Source organism: Paracoccus sp. Z118 (assembly GCF_019061185.1).
Classification (GTDB): domain Bacteria; phylum Pseudomonadota; class Alphaproteobacteria; order Rhodobacterales; family Rhodobacteraceae; genus Paracoccus.
Map to the genome: position 1 here is coordinate 115,017 of NZ_JAHQZU010000007.1, position 25,342 is coordinate 140,358.

24 protein-coding genes are annotated in these 25,342 nt (G+C 70.0%); 12 read left to right on the forward strand and 12 right to left on the reverse strand.

Going from position 1 to position 25,342, the window contains the following annotated elements; translation table 11 throughout:
* Window positions 1-7: 7 nt before the first annotated feature.
* Entirely contained in the window at window positions 8-751 is a 744-nt protein-coding gene (gene ubiG, locus KTN05_RS08185; protein WP_371823310.1) for a bifunctional 2-polyprenyl-6-hydroxyphenol methylase/3-demethylubiquinol 3-O-methyltransferase UbiG, read from the forward strand.
* A 178-nt stretch (window positions 752-929) separates the two neighbouring features.
* On the opposite strand, the gene KTN05_RS08190 is transcribed toward ubiG, so the two are convergent.
* Genes KTN05_RS08190 through KTN05_RS08205 form a run of 4 tightly spaced genes read right to left on the reverse strand, consistent with a single transcriptional unit; the run spans window position 930 to window position 3,459 of the window.
* Window positions 930-1,379: a MarR family winged helix-turn-helix transcriptional regulator gene (locus KTN05_RS08190; protein ID WP_217328897.1), complete on the reverse strand. Its 450-nt coding sequence runs from the start codon at window positions 1,377-1,379 to the stop codon at window positions 930-932.
* Window positions 1,376-2,242, reverse strand: a complete 867-nt coding sequence (locus tag KTN05_RS08195; protein WP_371823303.1) for a carbon-nitrogen hydrolase family protein — start codon at window positions 2,240-2,242, stop codon at window positions 1,376-1,378. Before KTN05_RS08195 ends, KTN05_RS08190 begins: the two co-directional genes overlap by 4 nt.
* A 1-nt stretch (window position 2,243) precedes the next feature.
* Window positions 2,244-2,501: a glutaredoxin 3 gene (gene grxC / locus KTN05_RS08200; protein ID WP_217328899.1), complete on the reverse strand. Its 258-nt coding sequence runs from the start codon at window positions 2,499-2,501 to the stop codon at window positions 2,244-2,246.
* A 34-nt stretch (window positions 2,502-2,535) separates the two neighbouring features.
* Entirely contained in the window at window positions 2,536-3,459 is a 924-nt protein-coding gene (locus tag KTN05_RS08205; RefSeq protein ID WP_217328900.1) for a BadF/BadG/BcrA/BcrD ATPase family protein, read from the reverse strand.
* Window positions 3,460-3,563: 104 nt separating this feature from the next.
* Between KTN05_RS08205 and KTN05_RS08210 the strand changes: the two genes are divergently transcribed.
* From KTN05_RS08210 to KTN05_RS08225, 4 genes are all read left to right on the forward strand, one after another.
* Window positions 3,564-4,673, forward strand: coding sequence for a carboxynorspermidine decarboxylase (locus tag KTN05_RS08210; protein ID WP_217328901.1), 1,110 nt, complete (start codon window positions 3,564-3,566; stop codon window positions 4,671-4,673).
* A 26-nt stretch (window positions 4,674-4,699) separates the two neighbouring features.
* Complete coding sequence (locus tag KTN05_RS08215) at window positions 4,700-5,944, forward strand: saccharopine dehydrogenase family protein (RefSeq protein ID WP_217328902.1); 1,245 nt, start codon at window positions 4,700-4,702, stop codon at window positions 5,942-5,944.
* Window positions 5,945-6,165: 221 nt separating this feature from the next.
* A complete protein-coding gene (locus KTN05_RS08220) occupies window positions 6,166-7,542 on the forward strand; it encodes an AI-2E family transporter (protein WP_371823304.1) in 1,377 nt (458 codons plus the stop codon).
* A gap of 77 nt (window positions 7,543-7,619) precedes the next feature.
* Window positions 7,620-8,075 carry a cupin domain-containing protein gene (locus tag KTN05_RS08225; protein WP_217328903.1) on the forward strand — a complete coding sequence of 152 codons (456 nt, stop codon included), beginning with the start codon at window positions 7,620-7,622 and terminating at the stop codon, window positions 8,073-8,075.
* Window positions 8,076-8,208: 133 nt separating this feature from the next.
* Here the strand turns inward: KTN05_RS08225 and rpe are convergent, their stop codons facing one another.
* Window positions 8,209-8,895: a ribulose-phosphate 3-epimerase gene (gene rpe, locus KTN05_RS08230; protein WP_217328904.1), complete on the reverse strand. Its 687-nt coding sequence runs from the start codon at window positions 8,893-8,895 to the stop codon at window positions 8,209-8,211.
* 97 nt (window positions 8,896-8,992) lie between these two features.
* A complete protein-coding gene (locus KTN05_RS08235; RefSeq protein WP_217328905.1) occupies window positions 8,993-10,063 on the reverse strand; it encodes an AI-2E family transporter in 1,071 nt (356 codons plus the stop codon).
* Window positions 10,064-10,294: 231 nt separating this feature from the next.
* Here KTN05_RS08235 and KTN05_RS08240 point away from each other — a divergent pair, with 231 nt between their 5' ends.
* The 6 genes from KTN05_RS08240 to KTN05_RS08265 are packed head-to-tail and all read left to right on the forward strand — an operon-like array spanning window position 10,295 to window position 16,567.
* Window positions 10,295-11,485: a toxic anion resistance protein gene (locus tag KTN05_RS08240; RefSeq protein WP_217328906.1), complete on the forward strand. Its 1,191-nt coding sequence runs from the start codon at window positions 10,295-10,297 to the stop codon at window positions 11,483-11,485.
* 10 nt (window positions 11,486-11,495) lie between these two features.
* On the forward strand, window positions 11,496-12,524 hold the full coding sequence (locus tag KTN05_RS08245; RefSeq protein ID WP_371823305.1) for a DUF2927 domain-containing protein: 1,029 nt from the start codon (window positions 11,496-11,498) through the stop codon (window positions 12,522-12,524).
* Between the two features lie 57 nt (window positions 12,525-12,581).
* Window positions 12,582-13,781 carry an SPFH domain-containing protein gene (locus KTN05_RS08250; RefSeq protein ID WP_217328907.1) on the forward strand — a complete coding sequence of 400 codons (1,200 nt, stop codon included), beginning with the start codon at window positions 12,582-12,584 and terminating at the stop codon, window positions 13,779-13,781.
* Between the two features lie 12 nt (window positions 13,782-13,793).
* The gene (locus KTN05_RS08255; protein ID WP_254368071.1) at window positions 13,794-15,092 is read left to right on the forward strand and encodes a zinc ribbon domain-containing protein; all 1,299 of its coding nucleotides are present in this window, start codon (window positions 13,794-13,796) and stop codon (window positions 15,090-15,092) included.
* Window positions 15,093-15,102: 10 nt separating this feature from the next.
* Window positions 15,103-15,591 carry a hypothetical protein gene (locus KTN05_RS08260; RefSeq protein ID WP_217328908.1) on the forward strand — a complete coding sequence of 163 codons (489 nt, stop codon included), beginning with the start codon at window positions 15,103-15,105 and terminating at the stop codon, window positions 15,589-15,591.
* A 55-nt stretch (window positions 15,592-15,646) separates the two neighbouring features.
* A complete protein-coding gene (locus tag KTN05_RS08265) occupies window positions 15,647-16,567 on the forward strand; it encodes a PfkB family carbohydrate kinase (protein WP_371823306.1) in 921 nt (306 codons plus the stop codon).
* A 161-nt stretch (window positions 16,568-16,728) separates the two neighbouring features.
* Here KTN05_RS08265 and KTN05_RS08270 read toward each other — a convergent pair whose 3' ends face one another.
* The 3 genes from KTN05_RS08270 to KTN05_RS08280 all read right to left on the reverse strand — a co-directional run bounded on the left by KTN05_RS08270 (window position 16,729) and on the right by KTN05_RS08280 (window position 22,056).
* Window positions 16,729-19,095, reverse strand: a complete 2,367-nt coding sequence (locus tag KTN05_RS08270) for an AI-2E family transporter (RefSeq protein ID WP_217328909.1) — start codon at window positions 19,093-19,095, stop codon at window positions 16,729-16,731.
* Between the two features lie 583 nt (window positions 19,096-19,678).
* Complete coding sequence (locus KTN05_RS08275) at window positions 19,679-20,614, reverse strand: nucleoside hydrolase (protein ID WP_217328910.1); 936 nt, start codon at window positions 20,612-20,614, stop codon at window positions 19,679-19,681.
* 269 nt (window positions 20,615-20,883) lie between these two features.
* The gene (locus KTN05_RS08280; RefSeq protein ID WP_217328911.1) at window positions 20,884-22,056 is read right to left on the reverse strand and encodes an aspartate aminotransferase family protein; all 1,173 of its coding nucleotides are present in this window, start codon (window positions 22,054-22,056) and stop codon (window positions 20,884-20,886) included.
* A gap of 232 nt (window positions 22,057-22,288) precedes the next feature.
* Here KTN05_RS08280 and KTN05_RS08285 point away from each other — a divergent pair, with 232 nt between their 5' ends.
* The gene (locus tag KTN05_RS08285) at window positions 22,289-22,525 is read left to right on the forward strand and encodes an Lrp/AsnC family transcriptional regulator (protein ID WP_217328912.1); all 237 of its coding nucleotides are present in this window, start codon (window positions 22,289-22,291) and stop codon (window positions 22,523-22,525) included.
* An 81-nt stretch (window positions 22,526-22,606) separates the two neighbouring features.
* Here KTN05_RS08285 and KTN05_RS08290 read toward each other — a convergent pair whose 3' ends face one another.
* The 3 genes from KTN05_RS08290 to arfB form a co-directional block, all read right to left on the reverse strand.
* Window positions 22,607-24,031, reverse strand: coding sequence for an inorganic phosphate transporter (locus KTN05_RS08290; protein ID WP_217328913.1), 1,425 nt, complete (start codon window positions 24,029-24,031; stop codon window positions 22,607-22,609).
* Between the two features lie 395 nt (window positions 24,032-24,426).
* The gene (locus tag KTN05_RS08295) at window positions 24,427-24,867 is read right to left on the reverse strand and encodes an NUDIX hydrolase (RefSeq protein ID WP_254368072.1); all 441 of its coding nucleotides are present in this window, start codon (window positions 24,865-24,867) and stop codon (window positions 24,427-24,429) included.
* 20 nt (window positions 24,868-24,887) lie between these two features.
* Window positions 24,888-25,310, reverse strand: coding sequence for an alternative ribosome rescue aminoacyl-tRNA hydrolase ArfB (gene arfB / locus KTN05_RS08300; RefSeq protein ID WP_217328915.1), 423 nt, complete (start codon window positions 25,308-25,310; stop codon window positions 24,888-24,890).
* Window positions 25,311-25,342 lie beyond the last annotated feature (32 nt).

Sequence of the window (25,342 nt, forward strand, 5' to 3'; positions counted from 1 at the left end):
GAAACCAGTGGAACAGGCACGATCCAGCATCGACCCGGCCGAGGTCGAGAAGTTCCAGGCGATGGCCGCCGAGTGGTGGGACCCCGACGGCAAGTTCAAGCCGCTGCACATGCTGAATCCGACAAGGCTGGACTACGTCACCGCCCAGATCGCCGCCGAGTTCTCGCGCGACCTGCACGGACCGCGCCCGTTCGAGGGGCTGCGGCTGCTGGATATCGGCTGCGGCGGCGGGCTGATGGCCGAGCCGATGGCGCGGCTGGGCGCGACCGTCACCGGCGCCGACGCGGCGGATGGCAACATCGCCGTCGCCCGGCTGCACGCCGAGCAGTCGGGGCTGGAGATCGACTACCGCGCCACCACCGCCGAGGCGCTGGTGACCGAGAACCGGACCTTCGACGTGGTGCTGGCGCTGGAGATCGTCGAACACGTCGCCGAGCCCCAGGATTTCGTAACCACCTGCGCGCGGCTGCTGCGGCCCGGCGGGCTGCTGGTCATGTCCACGCTGAACCGGACCCCGCAAAGCTTCGCCGCCGCCATCCTCGGGGCGGAATGGGTGATGCGCTGGCTGCCGAAGGGCACCCACGACTGGAACCGCTTCATCAAGCCGGCCGAGCTTGCCGCGATGATGGACGCCGCCGGCGCGCCGGTCGTGGACCGGGCCGGAATGGTGTTCAATCCCGTGCGGTGGAGCTGGTCGCTGTCCAAGCGCGACCTGTCGGTGAACTACCTGATGACAGGCATCCGGTCCTGAGCGGTCGGCGCCGGCGGCCCTTCTTCAGCCGTTCGGTCGCGGTGGCGCTGGCGCTCTGATCCGGCGGGCGCACATGGCAGTCCGGGCCGGGTGGCCGTCCGTCGCATCCACCGGAGGCGGTGGCCGACCCGCATGTCCATGAACTCCCCTGCGGCGGCGATCCGGTCCTGAGCGGCGATCAGACCTCGTCCTCCAGCCGCTCGCGCAGGCGGCGCATAACGGGCAGGATGGCGCGGACCTGATCGGGGCCGAGATCGCGCACCACGTCGGTCAGCACCGGCATCAGCGCCGCCAGCGCATCGTCGCGGGCCGCCCGACCCGATGGGCTGATCGAGACGAACTTGCGCCGCGCATCGTCCCAGTCGGGGCGGATATGGACATGCCCCGCCCATTCCAGCCGGGACAGGGTGTTGGTCATCGCCCCGCGCGTGACATGGAAGGCGGCGGCGAGTTCGGCCGGGGTCCGCTCCTCGTTGAGATGGGCGAGCAGGTTCAGGACCGAAAAATGCGACAGCTGCATCCCCCGCGGCAGTGCCCGCGTGACCATGCTGCGGGCGAGCTGCTCGCTGTTCATCAGTTCCGCGAACAGCGCCGCGGCGAGCGCCTGCGTGGCGGGCGGCTCCCTCATGCCGGGGGCTCGGGGCCGAAGATCACCGGATCATGCCGCCACGCCGGAACGCGCCCGCGCGCCGCATCGACCTGCGACAGGTCCAGGGTGACCAGCGTGACGCCGGGTTCCTCGCCCGCATCGGCCAGCACCTCGCCCCATGGCGCGACGGCGAGCGAATGGCCGTAGCTGCGGCGGGGCCGCGCCTCGGGCGAGTGCGGCGCCGGGTGGGCGCCGCATTGCGCCGCGGCCAGCACGAAACAGCCGGTCTCGATCGCGCGGGCGCGCAGCAGCACGTGCCAGTGGGCCGCGCCGGTGGTGTCGTTGAAGGCCGCCGGCACGGTCAGGATGCGAGCCCCCGCGCGGGCGAGGCGGCGGTAGAGATGCGGGAAGCGCACGTCATAGCAGACCGTCATCCCGATCGGCACCGGCCCCTGCGCCAGCACCGCGCGGCTGCCGGGGCGGAAGGCGGCGCTTTCTCGATAGCTCTCGGTCGCGGACACGGTCACGTCGAACATGTGGATCTTGTCGTAACGGGCGGCGATCCGGCCATCGGGGGCGATCAGGAAGCTGCGATTGACGAAGCGCGTCTCGTCCGGCTCATCCGCCCGCAGCGAGATCGAGCCGATATTCAGCCACACCCCCAGCCGCGCCGCATCCTCGCGTAGCGCGGCAAGGGTGGGGTCTTCCGCCTCGACATGCAGCAGCCTCGCCTGTCGCGCCCGGTCGGGGGTCAGCAGGTTCGTGACCTCGGGCGTGCAGATGAGCCGCGCCCCCAGCCCCGCCGCCTCGGCCACCAGCTCGCGGGTGACGGGCAGGTTCGCGTCGGGATCGTCGCCGACGGACAGTTGCACCAATGCGGCCGAGAGCGTGCCTTTCGTCACGTCAGAGACCCAGCAGCGCGTCCAGCTTGCCCTGCCGGTCAAGTGCGTGGATCTCGTCCGAGCCGCCCATCGGCTTTCCGTCGATGAAGATCTGCGGCACCGTGCGGCGGCCATTGGCGCGCTGGGTCATCTCGGCCCGCCGGTCGGGATTCGCGCCGACGTCGATCGTCTCGTAGCTCACGCCCTTCCGGTCCAGCAGCGTGCGCGCCGCGTGGCAATAGGGGCAGGTGCGGGTCATGTACATTTCGACCTTGGGCATGTCGTTCCTTTCGGGATGGTTGTGCCGCAGGAACCTAAGCCGAGGCGGCGGGGTTCCGCCACCTTTCACCCGGCACGACGCCCCGCGCCAGCGAAAACGCCATGCTCAGCGCGCCGTCCAGCGGGGTTCCCAGCGGCTCGCGCTGCGGCCAGAGCGGCGCGAGGCGGGCCGCGAAGAGGGGACCGAGCCCGCCGGTGAAGGTTACGGCCAGAGGCTCGCCCGGTGGTTGCAGGCGGGTGACATAGGCGGCAATCTGGGCATCCGCCTCGGCCAGAAGTCCGGCGGCTGCCGGATCGTCCGGGGCCTCAGCCAGCACGCGGGCGCGGACCGCGAAATCCGCGCCGCCCGCCTGCCGCGCGAAGGCGATGATGCCGGGAACGCCGCCCATCTCGGCCAGCAGCGCGCGGGTCAGCGGACTGTGACGCTCCAGCCCGTCATGGGCGCGCAGCGTCCGGGCGAGCAGGCGCTTGCCGAGCCACGCGCCGCCGCCCTCATCACCCAGCACCGCGCCGCGCCCGCCGACCGTCTCGACCGCGCCACTGAGGCGCCGCGAGAAGACCGAGCCGGTCCCCAGCGCCGCGACGATCCCGTCGGCATCGCCCAGTGCCCCGGCCAGCGCCGTTTCGGCATCCTGCACGATCAGCGCGCGGGCGAAGGGCAGCCGCGCGGGCATCCACTCGCCCGCCCGCGCCACGTCCGCCCCGGCAAGGCCGAGGCAGGCGGCGCAGTCCGCCCCGTCGCGCCCGGCCAGGGCCTCGGCGGCGACGGCAAGCACCGAAGCCAGCGCCCCTTCCGGGTCCGACATGACGTTCGCGGGCCCGCCCGCCGCCTGCGCCAGCACCCGGCCGCCCGCATCGGCCAGCACGGCCCGGCAGCCGGTGCCGCCGCCGTCGATCCCCATCACCCAGCGCGTCACGCCCGCCCCCTTGGCCCCGTTCGCGCCGGTATGGCGCGGCATCCCGGCCCCGGCAAGCGCGCGTCACGGCGCCGTCACACTCGGTTGCCTAGATGGGCCCGCGCACCTATATGCCCGTTTTCCCCTTTCGTCGCAGAGGTTTCGCCATGTCCACGCCTTCCGGCCCGCAGACGCCGTTCTACCTCATCGACCGCGCGAAGCTGCAGGCGAACATGGACAAGATGGCGTTCCTGCGCGAACGCTCGGGCGCAAGGACCCTGCTGGCGCTGAAATGCTTCGCCACCTGGGGCGTCTTCGACCAGATGTCGCAATTCATGGACGGCACCACCTCATCCTCTCTGAACGAGTTGCGGCTGGGGCACGAGAAATTCGGCGGAGAGACGCATGCCTATTCCGTCGCCTGGGCCGACCACGAGATTGACGAGGCGGTGGGCTATGCCGACAAGATCATCTTCAACAGCCTCGGCCAACTGGACCGTTTCGCGGACCGGGCGCAGGGGATCGCGCGCGGGCTGCGGCTGAACCCGCGCTTCTCGACCAGCGGCTTCGATCTTGCCGACCCCGCACGGCCGTTCTCGCGGCTCGGCGAATGGGACCTGTCGCGGCTGGAACAGGCGATGGACCGCATCAGCGGGGTGATGATCCACTACAACTGCGAGAACAGCGACTTCGACCTGTTCGGCAGCCAGTTGGACCGAATCGCGGACGAATTCGGCAGCATCCTCGAACGGCTCGACTGGGTATCGCTGGGCGGCGGCATCCATTTCACCGGCGAGGGCTATCCGCTTGAGAAGCTGGCGGACCGGCTGCGGGCCTTCGCCGACCGTTTCGGCGTGCAGGTCTATCTGGAGCCGGGCGAGGCCTCGATCACCGGCACCACCACGCTGGAGCTGACGGTGCTGGACCTGCTGAACAACGGCAAGGAAGTCGCCATCGTGGACAGCAGCATCGAAGCGCATATGCTCGACCTGCTGATCTACCGGGAGGACGCGAAACTGCCGCAGGAGGGGCCCCACCGATACCAGATCGCCGGCAAGTCCTGTCTTGCGGGCGACATCTTCGGTGACGCAAGCTTCGCCCGGCCGCTGAAGGTCGGCGACCGGATCAGCGTGCAGGACGCGGCGGGCTACACGATGGTCAAGAAGAACTGGTTCAACGGCGTCGCCATGCCCGCGATCTGCATCCGCGAGATGGACGGATCGATAACGACCGTCCGCACTTTCGACTATGACGATTACCGGGACTCGTTGTCCTGACCAGCCTCTGAAAGGAGACCGCAGCGGTGGAAAAACCCAACGTCCTCATCATCGGTGCCGGCGGCGTCGCCCAGGTCGTGGCCCACAAGGTCGCGCAATGGGCCGACGAATTCGGCGCCATCCACATGGCGAACCGCACCCAGTCCAAGGCCGACGCCATCGTGGACTCGATCCGGGACAAGATGAGGGACGGGGGCCACGCGGCGGGCCGAACGATTACCACGCACCAGTTGGACGCGATGGATGCCGCTGCGGTGGCGGGGCTCATCCGCGCAACGGACACGAAGATCGTCATCAACGTCGGATCGCCCTTCCTGAACATGACCGTCCTGCAGGGCTGCATCGACACCGGCGCGGCCTATATCGACACCGCCATCCACGAGGAGGCGGACAAGATCTGCGAGGCGCCGCCGTGGTATGAGAACTACGAATGGAAGCGCCGCGCGGACTGCGAGGCGGCGGGCGTGACCGCGATCCTCGGCGCGGGCTTCGACCCCGGCGTCGTCAACGCCTATGCCCGGCTGGCCGAGGATGAGTATTTCGACGAGATCACCTCGATCGACATCGTGGACATCAACGCCGGCTCGCATGGCCGCTATTTCGCCACCAACTTCGACCCCGAGATCAACTTCCGCGAATTCACCGGCACGGTCTATTCGTGGCAGGGCGGCGAATGGCGCGAGAACGCCATGTTCGAGGTGGGCCGCGAATGGGACCTGCCGGTCGTCGGCAAGCAGACCGCCTATCTGGCGGGCCATGACGAGATCCACTCGCTCTCGGCCCGCTATCCGGCCGCCGACGTGCGGTTCTGGATGGGCTTCGGGGCGCATTACATCAACGTCTTCACCGTGCTGAAGAGCCTCGGCCTGCTCAGCGAACAGCCGGTCGTCACCGCGGAGGGGCAGGAGGTCGTGCCGCTGAAGGTGGTCAAGGCCGTGCTGCCCGATCCGGCGAGCCTCGCTTCGGGCTATACCGGCAAGACCTGCATCGGCGATCTGGTCAAGGGCACCCGCGACGGCAAGCCGGGCGAGGTCTTCATCTACAACGTCTCCGACCATGCCGAGGCATATGCCGAAGTCGGCTCGCAGGGGATCAGCTACACCGCCGGCGTGCCGCCGGTCGCGGCGGCGGTCCTGATCGCGCGGGGCGAATGGGACGTGAAGCGGATGGTCAACGTCGAGGACATGCCCGCCCGCCCGTTCCTGGAACTGCTGGGCGAGATGGGCCTGCCGACGCGCGTCATCGACGCCGAGGGCGACCGCCCGATCTGACCCGGCCACGCGACCGGCGCATACGACAAGGGGCGCGGCCACTGCCGCGCCCCTTTTTCATGGCTGAACACGCCGCAAGCGTCCCCCGAACGGTCGTGGGTTCGAAGGCGGCGGCGCTCCGTGCTTTGGCCCCCGGGAGGCTCCCGCGGGAACCCCGTCCGCAGACCGGCGTTTGACCTCGGGCGGTTAAGCCGCTCCGCTGAAACGAAAAAGGGACGGATGTGGCCCAGAACGCACCGCCGAGCCGCAGTCCGCTGTTCCCGCGCCGCCCGCCCGAGGGCGGTAGGCCCGCCCCGTTCCCGCGCTGGCCGGTCATCGGCATCTTCCTGATCCTCGCCTTCGGTTTCCTGGCCGAGGCGCGGGCCTTCCTGATGCCCGTCACGCTGGCGCTGCTGCTGTTCTTCGTCTTCGTGCCGTTCCGGCGACTGATGGCGCGGATCGGCGTCGGCGCGGGCGCGACGGCCGGGATCGTGACGCTCGGGCTGGTGGTGACGGTGCTGGTGCTGGGCTACTCCCTCTCCGGCCCGGTCGGCTCGCTGATCGACAACAGCGACAGCATCTCCGCCCAGCTTGAAGACCGGTTCGAGAGGCTGCGCGAGAATTTTCGCGGGATCGAGGAGGCGGCCGCGAAGATCGACGAGCTGGCGCAGGGCGGGAGCGACACCGACGTCGCGGAAACGGGCGCCCCCACCACCGTCATCGACCTGCCGCCCGGCCAGACCGAGGTATCCGCGACCACCACGGCGCCCGCCGAAGCGCAGGCCGGCGGAACGGTCGTCGCCGAGCAGAACATCACCGTGGACGTGGACGCCGCCGCCGGTCCGACGACCCTGCAACGTCTCGTCACGCTCGGCCCCGAGATCGGCAGCCAGATCGTCTTCACGCTGGTGCTGCTGTTCTTCCTGATGAGCGCGGGCGACCTCATGTATCTCAAGATCGTCCAGAGCTTCGATTCGATCACCGACAAACGCGCCGCCTATCTGGCGCTGCGCGAGATCGAGGACAGCCTCGGCCGCTATCTCGGCGCAATCACCATGATCAACGTGGCGCTCGGCGTCGCGATCGGGCTGGCGATGTGGGCCTGGGGCATGCCCTATCCGCTGGTCTGGGGCGTCGCCGGGTTCGTCCTGAACTACATCCCCTATATCGGCGCGATGGCCGGGACGATCACCGGGGTAATCGTGGCGATGCTGGTCTTCGACGACCTGCTGCGCCCGGTCATGGTGGGGCTGACCTTCCTGCTGCTGACCTCTCTGGAAGGGCAGTTCGTCACGCCGCAATTCGTCTCGCGCCGGCTGCGGATGAACAAGGTCGTGGTGTTCCTGACCGTGGCCCTGTGGGCGTGGCTGTGGTCGGTGCTGGGGATGGTCGTGGCCGTGCCGATGCTGGTCGTGCTGCGGGTGCTGTGCGACCACATTCCGGGGATGGAGAAGCTGGGCAACTTCATCGCCGGCGAGGCCCCGCCCCGCTTCGACGATCCCGACGAGGACGAGGCGCGCGAGATCGTGGACGCGGGCGAGGAGGTGCCGGACCACACCGCCGCCGACGCGGCGACCGCCGAGGTGGTCGAGGAACACGCCGATCCGCCCCGGCCCTGACCGCCGCCCGCCCCCCGCATGGTTTACATCCCCCGGCCCGGCCCTAGAATCGGGGCCGAACCTCGGAGGAGAGCGACATGACCGAACTGAAGCCGATCACCAGGGACTGGAAGACCGAAGGCATTCGCGTGGTGGCCCCGCAGGCCCGCAGCGCCGACACGCCCGAGACGAAGGGCATGAACCGCCGCGCCGCGATCTCGGGCAGCCGCAACGGATCGTCCGCGCTGTGGGCTGGGACCAACCTCATCCGCCCCGGCACGATCACCGGCGCCCACCACCACGGACATCTGGAAAGCATCATCTATGTCGTCAGCGGCACGGCCCTGATGCGCTGGGGCGAGCGGCTGGAATACATCACCCGCGCCGAGGCCGGGTCCTTCCTGCTGGTCCCGCCCTACATGCCCCATCAGGAGCTGAACGCCTCGGACACGGAAGACCTGCACTGCGCGCTGGTCCGCAGCGGGACCGAGGAGATCGTGGTGAACCTGCCCGATCTCGTGCCGGTGGACGAGCCGGAATGGGTGACGTTCTGACCGCGCCGGACGGCGGCCGTTCGGGCGGCCGTCCCTGAGGCAGGAGGGTCGCGCCGGCCGGAACGCTCCGACGCCTCCGGCGGGGATATTTGGGCGAAGAAGAACAGGGGCGGGGCTGCGGCGCCCCGCCGGATCAGGCCGCCGCCACGGCCTCGCGGATGGCCCGCATGTTCCGGCCATAGACCTCGGGCGTGTCGGCCGAGCCGCCGCGGAACACGGCGGAGCCTGCCACCAGCACGTCGGCCCCGGCCCGGACGACCAGCGGCGCGGTGTCGGGATCGACGCCGCCATCGACCTGGATGTGGATGGGTCGGTCGCCGATCATGGCCCGCAGGCGCTCGATCTTGGCGATCTGGCTGTGGATGAACTTCTGCCCGCCGAAGCCGGGATTGACGCTCATCACCAGCACCATGTCGCAGAGATCCAGCACATGCTCGACCGCCTCGGCCGGAGTGCCGGGGTTCAGCGCCACGCCCGCCATCCTGCCGGTGGCGCGGATCGCCTGAAGGGTGCGGTGGATATGCGGCCCGGCCTCGACATGGACGGTGATCATGTCGGCGCCGGCCTCGGCATAGGCCTCAATGAAGGGATCGACGGGGGCGATCATCAGGTGCACATCCATGAAGGTGGTGACGTGGCGGCGGAACGCCTTCACCGCCGGCGGGCCGAAGGTGAGGTTCGGCACGAAATGGCCGTCCATCACATCGACATGAACCCAGTCGGCGCCCTGATCCTCGGTCGCGCGGATCTCGCGGCCGAAATCGGCGAAATCGGCGGAAAGGATCGACGGCGCGATCCGAAGGCGGCGGTCGAAGGTCATGGCGATTGCATTCCTTTCAGAGGCTGGCCTTCCAGCGGCGGGCGCGCACCAGATAGGACGCCCCGCCCCCGAACGGAACCCCTGCCGCGGCGTCCGGTCAGGCTGATTTCCGCTGCTTCCTGCGCTCTGAACTGGCCTTCTCGTGCTGTTCGACGATGTCGCCGGTGTGATCTTCGAGGATGTCCTCGACATAGATCATCCGCACCAGCACGATCAGCACCAGCAGCAGCGGCGTCGCCAGCAGCACGCCCATGAAGCCGAACAGCACCCCGAAGCCAACGACCGCCAGCACCGTCAGCACCGGCGGAAGCGAGCTTGCCCGCTTCTGGATCACCGGCATCAGCACATTGCCCTCGATCTGCTGGATGATCACGAAGAGGATCACGGTGTAGATCGCCTCCGTCGGGCCCAGCGTCAGCGCCATCAGCACCGCGGGCGCGCCGCCGAGCCACGGGCCGACATAGGGGACGAAGTCCAGCAGCCCCGCGATGATCCCCAGCGTCATCGCCAGCGGCACCCCGATCAACCACAGCCCGACGCCGGACAGGACAGCCACCGCCAGCATCGCGATCCCCTGTCCGATCAGCCAGCGCCACAGCCCCTGCCCCAGCGCGTCGAGAATCTCGACCGCGCGGGCGCGCGCGTCCATCGGGATCAGGTGCAGCACCCCGCGCCGGTAAAGCCCCGGATCGGCGGCGAGGAAGACCCCGACCGTGATCACGATGACGACATTGGCGATGACCCCCACCAGCGTCGAGACGGTCCCGGTGACGGCGCCGAAGATGTTCCAGTTGGGCTGCGCATCGTCGGCGGGCATGGCCTCGAGCAGGAAGCGGCCCCATGGCTGGTCGGTCAGCATCGCCTCCACCTGGTCCAGCGCGGCCGGAACGCTGCGGATCAGCTGCGTGAACTGGTTGACCATCTCGGGTCCGGCGAAGACGATCCCCAGCGCAATGAGCCCGAGGATGCCGAGCGCTGCCACCCCGACCCCCGCCCCCGCCGACAGCGGCGTATGCCGCGCGACGATCAGCGCGAGGTGGCGCAGCAGCACCGCCAGCAGCACCCCCGCGAAGGCCAGAAGCAGCACGAACGCCAGTTGCCACGCCATCAGCGCGAGCCCGAGGATGACCACGGTGACGAAGATGACGGCGGGAACGGCGCGGGGCATCGGGGGCCTTTCGTCTTGCCTTCTCGCGGAACGGGGCGGGCTGGCCGCCGGTTCCCCATGAGATCCGGCAATCGCGGAGGCGATGCAGCCAGGCCCGCGCGGGGCCCCGGCCGACGCAACGCGGCCACGCACCGGAACTTAACCACAGCCATCCGGTTGAATGCGCCGAGAATAGACCGATAATCGCGGCCATGCGGGCATTCGCCCGAGCAACGCACGGGGAACCTGCAGATGACCACCGAAACCCAGCGCCGGGCGGAAGCCAACCTGGACGAGCTGCGCAACGTGACCTCTCTGGTCCTGCCCGAGCCCGCGGGCGACGTCGTGCCGCTGCAGCAGGCCGAGCCGCAGGTGGCCGACGAAATCCGCCGCCGCATGGACGAGATCAACCTGACCGACACCGCCTCGGTGGTGCATTTCGGATCGCGCGCACAGGCGGGGTTACAGGAAATCAGCCAGAAGATGCTGGCCGACGTGAAGAACAAGGATGTCGGCCCGGCGGGGGACAGTCTGCGCGACATCGTGACGACGATCCGCGGCTTTTCCGTCAACGAACTGGACGTGCGGCGCGAGCGGAGCTGGTGGGAAAAGCTGCTGGGCCGCGCCGCGCCGTTCGCCAAGTTCGTGTCGAACTACGAGGAGGTGCAGGGCCAGATCGACAGGATCACCGTCGATCTGGAACAGCACCAGCACCAGCTGCTCAAGGACATCAAGTCGCTGGACGTGCTGTATGAACGGACGCTGGATTTCTATGACGAACTCGCGCTGTATATCGCCGCCGGAGAGGCGAAGCTGCGCGAGCTGGACCAGAAGGACATCCCAGCCAAGCAGGCCGAGGTCGCGGCCAGGACCGCCGATGGCGACATCATGGAGGCGCAGGAGCTGCGCGACCTGCGCGCCATGCGCGACGATCTGGAACGGCGCGTCCACGACCTCAAGCTGACGCGGCAGGTCACGATGCAGTCGCTGCCTTCGATCCGGCTGGTGCAGGAGAACGACAAGTCGCTGATCACGAAGATCAGCTCGACGCTGGTGAACACCGTGCCGCTGTGGGAAACGCAGCTGGCGCAGGCCGTCACCATCCAGCGCGGCGCGCAGGCGGCGAAGGCGGTGCGGCAGGCGACCGACCTGACCAACGACCTGCTGACGGCGAACGCGAAGAACCTGCGCGATGCCAACGTGAAGATCCGCACGGAAATGGAGCGCGGCGTCTTCGACATCGAGGCCGTCCGCACCGCCAACGCCGAACTGATCGCCACCATCGAGGACAGCCTGCGTATCGCCGACGAGGGCAAGGCCCGCCGCGCCGCGGCCGAGCAGGATCTGGCAAAGATGGAAACCGAACTGCGCGACACGCTTGCCGCGTCCAGCGCCCGCCAGTCGGGGCCGCAGGGCTCTGTTCCCCTCAACTCTCCCTCGTGATCGGCATCCCGTGACCACTCTTGCGATTTTCCGGCGGGCCGCGTCCGGCCCGCTTACGGCGGCGGCGTTGCTGGCGCTGGCCGCCTGCGGGCCCGAGATGCCGGGTTCCGATACGTCCCCGGCCGTGGTGCCCCGCCCGGCCGAGGCGCCGGAATCCGTCCGTCAGGCCGCCCTGCGCCGCGAACGGGCCGAGCAGGCGCGGCTGGAACAGCAGCGCGCCACGCGTGAGCCGAGCACCGCCAGCCTGACCATGCGCGACTACCTCAGGGGCATCCAGGACACGCTGGTCGGCCGCGGCCTCATGCGGACGGACGATGGCACCTCGGCCGGGCCGATCAGCGTGGCCACCTTGACCGAGAACTTCGTCGCCATCGCCCTGCACGACGAATACGAGCGCCAGAACGGCGCGCTGGTCCACCGCGTGCACGAGGCGCCGCTGCGCCGCTGGTCCGCCCCGGTGCGGCTGCAACTGGAATTCGGCCCGTCCGTGGACGCCGCCACCCGCGTCCGCGACCGCGCGGCCGTCGCCGACTACGCGGCGCGGCTGTCGCAGGCGAGCGGGCATCCCGTCTCGCTGACCGGATCGGGCGGCAACTTCGCGGTGCTGTTCGTGTCCGAGGATGACCGCCGTTCGATCGGCCCGCGCCTGGCGCAGCTCGTCCCCGGCATTCCGGCCGCCGATGTGCAGGCGATCGTGGACCTGCGCCCGCAGAACTTCTGCAGCGTCTTCGCCTATTCCTCGGGCAGCGCGCCCGAATACACCCGCGCCGTCGCCGTGATCCGGGCTGAACTGCCGCCGCGGATGCGCCTGTCCTGCGTCCACGAGGAGCTGGCGCAGGGTCTCGGCCTTGCCAATGACAGTCCGAACGCCCGCCCCTCGATCTTCAACGACGACGAGGAATTCGCCCTGCTGACCCGGCATGACGAGATGCTGCTGCGCATCCTCTACGACCGCCGTCTGCGCCCCGGCATGCGCGAACCCGAGGCCCGCTCCATCATCCAGACCATCGCCACCGAACTGCTGGGCGGCAACAGCTAGGAACCCGGCCCCCGCCCCTTTGCGTTTGCCCCCAGACCCAGCCGACGGAGAACACCCATGGCCATCTTCGACTTTCTCTCCGGCGAGTTCATCGACGTCATCGAATGGACCGACGACACCCGCGACACGATGGTCTGGCGGTTCGAAACGCGCGGCAACGCCATCAAGTATGGCGCGAAACTGACCGTGCGCGAGGGGCAGGCGGCGGTGTTCGTGCATGAGGGGCAGCTTGCCGACGTGTTCGGCCCCGGCCTCTACATGCTGGAGACGAACAACATGCCGGTGCTGACGACGCTCCAGCACTGGCATCACGGCTTCCGCTCGCCGTTCAAGTCGGAAATCTACTTCGTCAACACGACCCGCTTCACCAACCAGAAATGGGGCACCCAAAACCCGATCATCGCCCGCGACCCAGAATTTGGTCCGGTGCGCCTGCGCGCCTTCGGCACCTACGCCATGCGGATCACCGACCCGGCCCGCTTCATGGCCGAGATCGTCGGCACCGATGGCGAGTTCACCGCCGACGAGATCAGCTACGCCCTGCGCAACATCATCGTGCAGGAATTTTCCCGCATGATCGCCGGCAGCGGCATCCCGGTGCTGGACATGGCCGCGAACACGCAGGACCTCGGCCAGTTGGTCGCGACCGCCATCGCCCCCGCCGTGACGCTCTATGGCCTGTCGATCCCGGAATTCTACATCGAGAATATCAGCCTGCCCGACGAGGTGGAAAAGATGCTCGACAAACGCACCTCGATGGGGATCGTCGGCGATCTGGGCCGCTTCGCCGCCTATGCGCAGTCGGAGGCGCTGCTGAACGCCTCGAACCAGCAGGGCGGCGGCATAAGCGCGGGGCTGGGCGCGGGTCTCGGGGCCGGGATCGGCATGGCGATGGGCGCGCGGCAACTGCCTTACGGGCAGGGGCCGTGGGGGCCAGCGCAAATGGGGGCGCCGATGGGCGCGCAGATGCAGTCGCAGGTTCACGCGCAGATGCAGCCACCGCCCGCGCCCGGCATGATCGCCCCACAGCAGACGGTGCCCGACACGGTCTGGCACGTCGCCATCGATGGGCAGGCGCAAGGGCCGTTCGGGCGCAGCGATCTGGGCCGGATGGCGAATGAGGGGCGCTTCACCCGCGACACGCTGGTCTGGGCGCCGGGGCAGGACGGCTGGCTTCCCGCCGACGAGGTGCAGCCCCTTGCGCAGCTTTTCACCATGCTGCCGCCGCCGCTGCCGACCCCGAAGCAGCCAGACTGACGCCGCACCGCGATGCCGACGCAGCCCGCCGAATACCGCTATCCTTGCGAAAGCTGCGGCGCGTCGCTGCAATTCGCGCCGGGGCAGAACATGCTCGTCTGCCCCTATTGCGGGCACCGGCAGACGATCTCGCCCGGCGCGGCTCGCGCGCCCGGCCGCCAGCCGGAAGGCGCGGCGGGGGGCGACGTGCTGCTGCGCGACCCCGCGGCCGGTCGAGCGCTGCAATGGGACGCAAGCCACAAGTCACCCGAACTGGTGGAAATCCCGCTGGAACGGGGCCTGCGGCTGGACGCCGGCAGCGACCTCGCGGAAACCGTCCGCACCCTCTCCTGCCCCAATTGCGGCGCCAAGATCGAGATCACGTCCGAGCGCCACGCCGGCCGCTGCCCGTTCTGCGCCACCCCGGTCGTCACCGACACCGGCGCCACGCGGCAGATCAAGGTGCAGGGCGTGCTGCCCTTCGCCGTCACGCAGGATCAGGCGCGGGCAGCGCTGGACGACTGGCTGGGCGGGCTGTGGTTCGCGCCGAACGGCTTGCGGGAATATGCCCGCAAGGGCCGGCAGATGGCGGGCATCTATTCGCCCTTCTGGACCTTCGACGCCGACACCCGCACCGCCTATACCGGCCAGCGCGGCGATCATTATTACGAGACGGTCTATGTCATGGCCGAGGTCAACGGAAAGATGCAGCGCGTTCCCCGCCAGGTGCAGCGCACCCGCTGGCGGCCCGTGTCGGGCCGGGTCGCGCGGGGGTTCAACGACGTGCTGGTGCTGGCCGCGACCTCGCTGCCGCGCCGCTTCACCGACGCGCTGACCCCGTGGGACCTGTCGGCGCTGGCGTTCTATACGCCCGCCTATCTCGCCGGCTTCTCGGCCGAGGGCTACACCATCCCCCTGTCCGACGGCCACCAGATCGCCCGGCAGGAGATGGAATCGGTGATCGTGAACGACGTCCGCCGCGACATCGGCGGCGACGTGCAGCAGATCGCCGGGATGCAGACCCAGCACAGCGCCGAGACGTTCAAGCACATCCTGCTGCCGATCTGGAGCGCGGCCTACAAATACAACGGCAAAAGCTACCGCTTCGTCGTCAACGGCCAGTCCGGCCGCGTCCATGGCGACCGGCCCTGGTCGGTGTGGAAGATCGCCTTCGCGGTGCTGGCGGCGCTGGTCGCGCTGGCGCTGTTCACGCTGCTGGCCGAAGGCTCGGGCGTGGTGCGGTTCGGCGCGGCGACCGGCGCAGGCGATCCGGTTGCCGTTGTCGCCGCCGCCACCGGGCCGCCGCCACCCGGCCTGCCCCCACCCGCATGAGGATCGGAAGATGGACTGGGATCTCACCAGCCGCATCGTCATCTCGCTGGGCCTGCCCTTCTCGATCTTCGTTTTCCTCTATGAGCGCCGCAAGGAGCGCGACGCCGACGCCGCCGAAGTCAACGAGCTGCTCTCGGCCGCCTATACCGATTTCCTCAAGCTGGTGATCCAGAACCCCGACCTGAGCCTGAGTTCCGACCGCTCGACCGCCGGCCTGAACGACGAGCAGCGCGAGCGCATGAACGCGATGTTCGAGATCCTGACCTCGATCTTCCAGCGGGCCTATCTGCTGGGCTACGCGAGGAATCTGTCGGGCAAGCGGCGCCAGCGGTGGCGGGCGTGGGAGACGTTCATCCGCCAGTGGTGCCGGCGCGACGACTATCGCGCCCGGCTCGCCACGCTGCTGCCGATCGAGGACCCCGACTTCGCCGCCTTCATCCGCAAGATCGCCGCGGAGGAGGCGCAGCCGCCACGGTCTGGCGAGGACGAGCCGCGCTGAAACGGCCTGAACGCCCCCTTTCCGCGGCCCGCCCGGCCACGCTATCACCGCACCCGTGACGATCACGGACAGCGACATGATCCTCTGCGCGGGCGAATCCCTCGTCGATCTGGTGCCCAGCGGCGGCGGCGGGCTGCTGGCCCTGCCCGGCGGCGCGGTCTTCAATACCGCGCTGGGGCTGGGCCGACTGGGGGCAAGGGCCGGTTATCTCTGGCCGCTCTCCGCCGACGCCCACGGCCGCACCCTGCGCAGTTTGCTGGAGCGGGCGGGGGTGGACGCCAGCCCCTGCCCCGCAACCGACCTCCCCACCGCCAGCGCCGAGGTCACGCTGACGGGCGGCGAGGCGAGCTACCGCTTCACCCTGACCGGCACCACGGCCACGGCGTTGACGGCGGCAACGCTGCCCGAGCGGACCGGCGCCCTGTTCATCGGCGGCATCAGCCTCGCCATCGAGCCCGGCGCGAGCGTCGTCGAAAGCCTCGCCGCCGAGGCGCGGGCGCGGGGCCTGCCGGTGATGATCGACCCCAACCTGCGCCCGCCGCTGATCGACGACCCCGAGACGCTGCGCCCCCGGCTCGACCGGCTTTTCGCGCTGGCGGCGATCATCAAGCTGTCCTCGGACGATCTCCGCTGGCTTTCCGCAGGCGACCCCGCCGCCACCGCCACGCGGATCGCCGAGGAATCCGGCGCGCTGGTCCTGCACACTCAAGGCGCGAACGGCGCGTCCTTGATCCGGCGCGGCGCCCCGCCGCTGCATCGACCCGCCCCAAAGGTCCGTGTCATCGACACGATCGGGGCGGGCGACAGCTTCAACGCCGGCCTTCTCGCCGCGCTGCAAACCAGCGGCGCGCTGGGGTATCCTGCCGAAGCCGATGCGCCAATGCTTTCCGCCGCCCTGCGATACGCCGTTCAGGTCGCGGCGGTCACTGTCGGCAGGCAGGGTGCCGACCCGCCGTGGCGGCACGAACTGGGCTGACGCGGCTTCTTCCGCTCTGCCGAAATCCATCGGCTCGCGTCTCCGGGGCGGGAAAGTCCCCCCTCCGCAACGGCCAACCCAAATGGGAACTCCGGCTTCAGATTCCGGCGAGGCCGGCGACAGTTGCCGAGCGGTCGGCGTCCGGGCCCAAGCACGAAACGCTACTCCGGCACCTGCTGCCCCAGCAGCGCCGATGGCTGCGTCGGTTCCGGCTCGCTGACCGGATGCGCCGCCTCGCCGGTCAGCCGCTCTGCCACCTCGGCGGCGAGCGACTCCAGCAGCCGCATCTCGTCCTCGTCCAGCGCCCGCGTCTCGCCGTGGATCAGCGCCAGCGCGCCGAGGATCACGCCGTCCGTGCGGCGGATCGGCGCGGCGGCGAAGGCGCGGGCCGACCAGCTTCGCAGCACGGGGTTTTCCGCCAGATCCGGGTCGCGCTCGATGTCGGGAACCATCAGCGCCTCGCCGTCCGCCAGCAGCTGCGCGGCGATCGGGGCGGCGTGGGGCAGCAGGATCAGGTCGCGCCCGTCGCTGGTGCGCGCGCCGGGCAGGTCGCGGCTGGCGCCGATGACCAGCTCATGCTCGGCCTCGATGGCGAGGATCGCGGCGGCGCGCATGTCGAAGACATCGGCGGCGCGCTTGGCCAGATCGTCCAGATCCTCGCGCAGGTCCGCATCGTCCAGCGCGACGCCGCGCAGCGCCTCGGTCCGGGTCGCAGCGGCCTGCGGGTCCTGCACGACCTCTGCCGCGCCCTCGGCATGCGTCACCATGCGGACGATCCGCGCCACCGCCTCCTCGATCGAGGCGACCACCGCATCCGCCCCCAGCGCCTCGCGCCGCCTGCCGTCAAGCTGGTCCTGCGGCACGCCCCAGAAACCCAGCACGACCTGCACCCCTGGCCAGCGGGCGCGGATGCGGCGGGCGAGGTTGCGGGCGGCCGCATCCGGCTGGCGGCTGAAGAAGCTCAGCAGCACGACCTCCACCCCCTCCAGCTCCAGCCCGGCGACGTGGCGGGACGTGATGCTGCCCGCCGCCCGCTCGGTCGCGGCGATGCCGTCCAGCCGCAGCGCATGGGCCAGCATCTCGCAGGCGAGGCGGTCAAGCTCCCACTTGCCGGCGATGCAGGCGACGCGGGGCGGCGCATCCTCGGGGATGTCCGCCGGGTATTCCTCGCGCAGGCTGTCCAGCAGCGTGTCCATGCCGCTCGCGATCCGCAGCCGGTGTTCGGCGCGGGCGTTGTTGAGGTAATCCGTGCTGGCCTGCCGCAGCACCTCCATCCCCTCGTCGCTGTAGAACTCGGCGACCGAGCTTTCCTCGATCACGTCCTCGGCGATCTCGATGGCCTCGTCGGGATCGTTGGCGATCAGGCGCTGATAGATGCGGGTCTGCCGGCTGAGCGCGGGGCTGGAGCCGAGCAGCGTTTCAAGGATGGAAAGCTGCGGAAGGTAGCGCCCGACGACCAGCAGGCAGACGGTCAGCGGCGTGGACAGCACCAGCCCCACCGGCCCCCAGATCGCGGTCCAGAAGGTCGCGGCGGCGATCAGCGACAGCGCCGACAGGCCCGTGCTGGTGCCGTAGAGCAGCGGCTCGACGATGTTGTTGGACACCAGTTCCAGCACCAGGATCAGCCCGGCGGTCAGCAGCACCATGTTCCAGCCGGGGTCCACCGCGAAAGCGAGGCTCAGCGGGAAGACCGCCGACAGGACCGGCCCGACATAGGGGATGAACCGCATCACGGCGGCCAGAACGCCCCACAGCAGCCAGCCCGGCACCCCGATCAGGTAAAGCCCCAGCGCCATCGGGATGCCGTAGCTGACATTCACGATCAGCTGCATGACGAGATATTTCGAGATGCGCTTGCCCGCCTCCTCGATCGCGTCGGTCGAGCGGTAGAGATTGCCGCCCAGCATCCGCAGCAGCCGGTTCCGCAGATCGCCCTGATCCAGCAGGATCAGCACCACGAAGACCAGCACGATGCCGGCCGTGACCAGCGGGGCGAGAACCGGCGTCAGCCACAGTATCGCCGTCTCGAACGGGGACACCGGCTCGGGGATGACGCGGACGCGCTGCGCGGGCACCTCGTCGCCGCCGCCGACAGCCTCGGCCACCTCCTCCTGCACGGTATCGACGGTGCGGAGCGCGCCTTCCAGAAAGCCCGGCCCCTCCATCCGGGCGCCGAGATCCTCGATCTTGGCGCGGATCGTGGACTGGTAGGTGGGAAGCTGCTCGCTGAGACTGCGGACCTGCACCCCGACGACCGTGCCGATGCCGCCCAGCACCGCCAGCACCAGCGCCATGGTGAGCGCCACCCCGAGGATGCGCGGCACCCCGCGCCGCGCCATCCAGCCGACCAGCGGCCCCAGCACGAAGCTGATGAGGAAAGCGATGGCGAGCGGGATCAGGATCGTCTGCCCGAGATAGAGCGCCGCGACGACGATGGCGGCGATCACCAGCGCGGCGGCGAGGCGGACGACATCGGTCTGTTGCGGGGCGGCGGCGGGTTCGCTGGGGGGCGGAATGGGCGGGATCACGGGGCACCAGTGCTGAGGGCGGAGCGCGGCGTGAAGGGCACCCCCCAGCTGCGTGGCTCAAGCGCCGGCGGGGCGGGGCGGTTCCCTTGATCCATGGTCGAGAGGCTATGTGTGCAACAGAGCGCCTTGCCGGTAGCCGCGAGTTGACGGGCAAGCGGCCCGAAGATTGGAAGGGGCCAGGGGAGCGCCTCGCCCCCACCTTCTTGGAAGCGGCCTGCATGAACGGGACCCGCTGAAGGAAACGGGCCACAAGCCCGTTTCTGGGCGGAGCTTTGACGCCAGCACGACAGAGGGACGCGCCCGCACGGGTGGGCGCGAACGCGCCCGCCAAGGGGCGGGCGGGCGCGTCCCGGTCCGCTCTGGGCGGACCGGGGGGATGTCGCGGCACAGGAGGGCTTGCGGCGGAGATGGCACGAGTTCAGCCCCGCTGGATGGGGGAAGTTGCCGTCAGATAGCCGTGGACAGTCCAGTCGGCAGGTTCGAGTCCGTCCGGCGCCACCCAAGCCGATTGCCGTAGTCGAGGCCGACGAGACGAGGAGACGAGGAGACGAGGAGACGAGAGCCGCCCGGCTGACAACCCCGCTCACCCCCCGAGCGAGCGACGGTAAATCCCGTGCACGGCGGCACGGTCCACCGTCTCCACCACCCGCAGCTTCCGCGTCCCCAGCCGGCCCGACGGGTCCACCACCGTCATCCCCCGCGTGATCCCTGCGGACAGCGCCACGTCCACGCTCGCCTCCAGCGCGCCCGTCACGATGCCCGGCTCGATCAGCACCGCCGCCGCGAGCGGATCGACATACTCCATCACGTCCCCGCCGCCTCGCGCGACATGGGTGCGGCGCGTGTGGTCCCCGAGCGCCTTGCCGAAGCGCCGCAGGGCGCTGTCCGGCACCGCCTCCAGCATCGCGTCCAGCGCCGCGCCGTCGATGACATGGGACGTGCAGGCCTCCCACGGGACCAGCGTCGCCTCCAGCCCGGCGCGGAACACGATGGCGGCCGCCTCGGGGTCGGCGTAGATGTTGAACTCGGCCGCGGGGGTCACGTTGCCGCGCCCGTTCAGGGTGCCGCCCATGATCGTGACATGGCCGATGCCCGCAGCGATCGCCGGATCGCGCCGCAGCGCCAGCGCGAGATTGGTCAGCGGGCCGATCATCAGCAGGTCCACCCTGCCGCCCCGCGCCGCCGCCTCCGACGCCGCCGCGCAAAGCACCCCCGGCGCGTCGCGCCCGGCGATCTCGGCCACGGCGTCGGGGCGCGGCGCACCGCCGAGGCCGTCTTCGCCATGGATCTCCTGCGCGTGGACGGGTTCCTGCACCAGCGGCCGCTCCGCGCCCGCATGAACCGGGATCGCCGCCCCGGCGACGCCCAGCACCGCAAGAATGTTCGCGCTCGCCTGATCCAGCGGCACGTTGCCGAAGACGGTCGTGATCGCCGCCGGCGCGCGGCCGTTCGCCAGCAGCATCAGCAGCGCCTGCGCGTCGTCCACGCCGCCGTCGGTATCGAGGATCAGGGGGTTCATGGCGGCTCCTTGCTGCGGCTGGTGACGCGCAGTTGATGCCGCCCCCGGCCGCGTTGTCAAAGCCGATCCGCAGGGAGAGCGGGGAACTGAAACGGATTTGGCGGAATGGTGGGGTGAGCCCCACGCCGCGCGGAGTTGCGTTCCGACGCCTCACCTCTTCGAGCCCGCCGTCCCCGGCGAAATAGCGGCGTGAATCTCAGCAGCGCGGCGTTCCGTGAGATTCACCCCTCACCAACCCGCCGGCAGTCCCGCCGCCCGGCAGGTTGCCCTTACCCCTCGATCCGCGCCGCTGCGCGGTCCAGCCGCGTCACGGCCTCGGCGATCTCGTCGTCTGTGATGTTCAGCGGCGGCAGCAGGCGCAGCGTGTCGTCGGCGGCGGGGACGGTCAGCAGCCGCTCGGCATAGCCCGCCTCGACCAGCTCCGAGGGGGAGACCCTGCATTTCAGCCCCAGCATCAGCCCCTGCCCGCGCACGCTGTCGAACACGTCCGGGTGGCCCGCGACCAGACCTTCGAGCTTCTGCCGCAGCAGGCCCGCCTTGCGGTTCACCTCGGCCAGGAACTCGGGCGCGGCGATGATGTCCATGACCTTGCAGCCGACCGCGCAAGCCAGCGGGTTGCCGCCATAGGTCGAGCCGTGGGTGCCCGCCGTCATCGGCGCCGCCGCCACCTCGGTGGCCAGCACCGCGCCAAGGGGGAAGCCGCCGCCGATGCCCTTGGCGACCATCATGATGTCGGGCGTGACCCCCGACCATTCATGCGCGAAAAGCCGCCCCGTGCGGCCCATGCCGCATTGCACCTCGTCGAAGACCAGCAGGCAGCCGGTCGTCTCGCGCAACTCGGCGAGCAGCGCCATCGTCTCGTCGCCCAGCGGGCGGATGCCGCCCTCGCCCTGGATCGGCTCGACCATGATCGCGGCGGTGCGGCTCGTCACCGCGTCGCGCAGCGCCTCGGCATCGTCCCACGGCACCTGATGGAAGCCGGGCATGAGCGGGCCGTAGCCCTTGGTCATCTTCTCGGACCCCGCCGCCGCGATCGCGCCGGTCGAGCGGCCGTGGAAGGCGCCGGCGAAGGTCACGATCTCGGTCCGGTCGGGCTCGCCCGCGTGGTCCCAGTATTTGCGGACCATCTTGATCGCCAGCTCCGCCGCCTCGGTGCCCGAGTTGGTGACGAACACCGTGTCGGCGAAGGTCGCGGCGACCAGCCGCTCGGCCAGCGCTTGCTGCTGCGGGATCTGGTAGAGGTTCGAGACATGCCAGATCCGCCCCGCCTGCTCGGTCAGCGCGGCGACCAGATCGGGGTTGGCGTGACCCAGCGAGTTCACCGCAATCCCCGAGCCGAGATCCAGATATCGGGTGCCGTCCGCCGTGATGGCCCAGGCGCCCTCGCCCCGTTCAAAGGCGATGGGGGCGCGGTTGTAGGTCGGCAGGACGGGCGGAATCATGGCGGATTTCCTCGGCTGGAACGGCGATGAAGGCGGAAAGGGAAAGGCAGGCGGGACAGGACGCCCGGCGTCAACGTCGGGCACGGGCGATCGTGCGGGCGGTCCGGGCTGTCATGGCGGGACAGTGGTTCAGAACGGCGCGCTTCGCAAGGGCCCCCGACCGGCGGGCGGGCTGGACCCGCGCCGCCCGCCCGCGTTAACCTGCGCCGGACCGTTTCAGAGCAGGTGTCCGATGCGCCCCGTCTTCGTCCAGTTCCGCTGCACCCCCGGCAAGGTCTATGAGGTCGCCGACGCGATCTATCAGCGCGAGGTGGTGAGCGAGCTCTATTCCACCTCGGGCGATTTCGACCTGCTGGCGAAGGTCTATATCCCCGAGGATCAAGACGTGGGCCGCTGGCTGGACCAGAACCTGTTCGACATTCCGGGAATCGGCCGGACGCTGACGACGATGACGTTCGGGGCGTTCTGAGCGGCAAGAACCGGGGCGCTGCCCCGGACCCCGGGATATTTACAGACAGAAGATCCCGGCAGCAGCGGGGCGCCCCCGTTCCTACTGCATCGCCGCGGAAAACAGCGCGGCGAGCGCGGCGCTCGCGGGCAGGGTGATCGCCCAGGCCAGCAGGATGCGGCGCACATGCGCGCGGCGGACGAGCGTGCGGCGGTGCGTCTCCTCGACCGGAAGCTGCTTGTAGCGCCGGTGGCGGCGGGCATCGTCCCATTCGCGGAAGAAGCCGACGCCGAAGATGCCGCCCACCGCGACATGGGTGGTCGAGACCGGCAGGCCCTGCCATGACGCGGCCAGCACGACGGTGCCGGTCGCCAGCGAGACGCAGAACGCGCGCACCGGGTTCAGCCGGGTGATGCGGCTGCCCACCACCACCACCAGCCGCCGCCCGAAGAGCAGCGCCCCCAGCGCCAGCCCGCCCCCGGCGAGCAGGAAGATCCAGCCCGGCGCGAAGGCAGAGCCCTGTTCGCCCGATGCCTCCAGGATGAGCCACAGGGGCGCGGTCACGTTGCTGGAATCGTTGGCGCCGTGGGCAAAGCCCATCAGCACCGCCACCAGCACCAGCGGCAGGCCGAAGAGATCGCGCGACTTCGCGCGGACCTCTCCGGCACTGGCGAAGCGGCGGGCCATGTGCCGGCGCGCGGCAAGCGTCGCCGCCCCGCCCGCCCCTGCCATCGCCCCCAGCGTGACCGCCGTCTGCTGTCCGAGATGACCGCCGAGCAGGATGCCGGCCGCCAGCGCCGCCATCGTCCCGATCATGCCGGAGAGCCAGCGCCGGGCCGCGCGGTCCCGCTCGGGCGCGTCGTCGATCTTTTGGCGGATCAGCGCCAGCAGCCCCGCCGCCAGCGCGCCGGAGGCCAGCGGCGAGACGATCCAGCCCCCCGCGATCATCGCGATGCCCGGCCAGTTCACCGCCGTTGCGCCGAACGCCGCCATTCCGGCCCCCGCGATCCCGCCCACGACCGAGTGGGTGGTGCTGACCGGCGCTCCCGCCCAGGTCGCGATGTTGACCCAGATCGCCGCGGCCAGCAGCGCCGCCAGCATCACCGGCGCGGCCGAGCCGCCCGCCAGCATCTGGCGCGGATCGACGATCCCGAGGCTGAGCGTGGCGCTGACCTTGCGCCCGGCGAGGACCGCGCCCGCGATCTCGGCCGTCGCGACCAGCGCAAGGCCGGTGCCGATGCCGATCGCCCGAGCGCCAACGGCGGGCGCCAGCGAGTTGCTGACATCGTTGGCCCCGATCGCCAGCGCGAGATAGGCGGCGAGCGCCACCCCCGCCAGCACGGTCACCTGCCCCGTGGTCGCCTGCGGCAGCGCCGCGACCGCGATCACCACCACGACCGCCACGAACAGGACCGCCAGCCCGACGCGCGCCAGGGGACGCATCGACTGAGATCCCGCCTGCTCGGCCGCGGACAGGCGGTCGAGATCCTTGTCCAGAATATGGAGCTGGCGGGGGGATCGGATCATGCACGGCACGCTACTGGCGTGCGGCGGCTGGTTCAATCGTCGCGAAGTGGCGGCGATGGACCGCAGGGGCTGCCTTCCTTGCGGGCCGCTCGCAAGTGGGATGGCCTGAGAGCGGGGTGCTGGCACAATCGAAAGCACCTTGATTCGAGCACAAACTGCGCGGATCGGGGTGTCCCCGGCGCGGGTGTTGCAGGGTGGAATTTTCACCCTGCGGCGCGAGGGGCGGGGCTTGCCATTCCATGAAGGCCACCGTTTCCCGATGCTCACCCCGCCGCCGGGCAAAAGCCTGCTCTCGCAGAGGCGGCCTCCGCTCCCGTGCTGCAGGATGGAATTAACCGCCCCCGCTCTGTTTGACCCGGTTCACCATACCATGGAGGGCCACCGTTTCCCGGTGCTCACCCCCCGGCTTTCGCTCGTCCCAAGCCGCGCAGCAGTTGCCCCAGTTGCGCCTCTGCCACCAGATCCGCCGCTTCCATCGGTTCCCACCAGCGGCGGGTGCGTTCGGCGGCTTCGGGGTAGTCGTCGGCCAGTTCGCGCACCGTGACCGGGAACACTCGCACCTCGACCGGAACGGCGAAGCCGAGCGGCTGGTGCTTGTCGTAGCGGTAGCGGCCAAGCTCGCGCGTGGCGGCCTGCCCGCGCACGCCCGCCTCCTCCCACGCTTCCTGCATGGCGGCTTCGGCGAGGCTCAGGCCGGGGATCGGCCAGCCCTTGGGAATGATCCAGCGGCCGGTGTCGCGGCTGGTAATCATCAGCACCCGGCCGTCCGACGGATGCAGGCAGACCGCGCCGACCTGCATCGGCGGCGGCGGCGCGCCGAGCACGCGGCCGAGCATGCGCCGGAGCCCGCCTGCCATCACTCCTCGGCCTCCACGCGGCCGCGCAGCGACTTGACCACGCCGCGGTTCGTCTTGGCGGCAAGGCGGCGGCGCTGGCTGCCCAGCGTCGGGCGCGTGGCGATGCGCTTTCGCGGGGCGACCAGCGCCTGGCGGATGAGTTCGGCCAGCCGCTCGCGGGCGATCTCGCGGTTGCGGGCCTGGCTGCGGGTGTCCTGCACCTGAATGAGCACCGCCCCGTCCGAGGTCCAGCGCCGCCCGGCGAGCCGGCGCAGGCGGTTCTTCACCGGCTCGGGCAGATGCGGCGACCGCGCCGCCTCGAAGCGCAGTTCGACGGCGGTGGAGACCTTGTTCACGTTCTGCCCGCCCGGCCCTTGCGCGCGGGTAAAGCTTTCGGAAAGCTCCCAGTCCTGGATCGTGACGGTGTCGGATATTCTGAGCATTGAAGATAGATGCGGCTTACTCGGGCGGAATG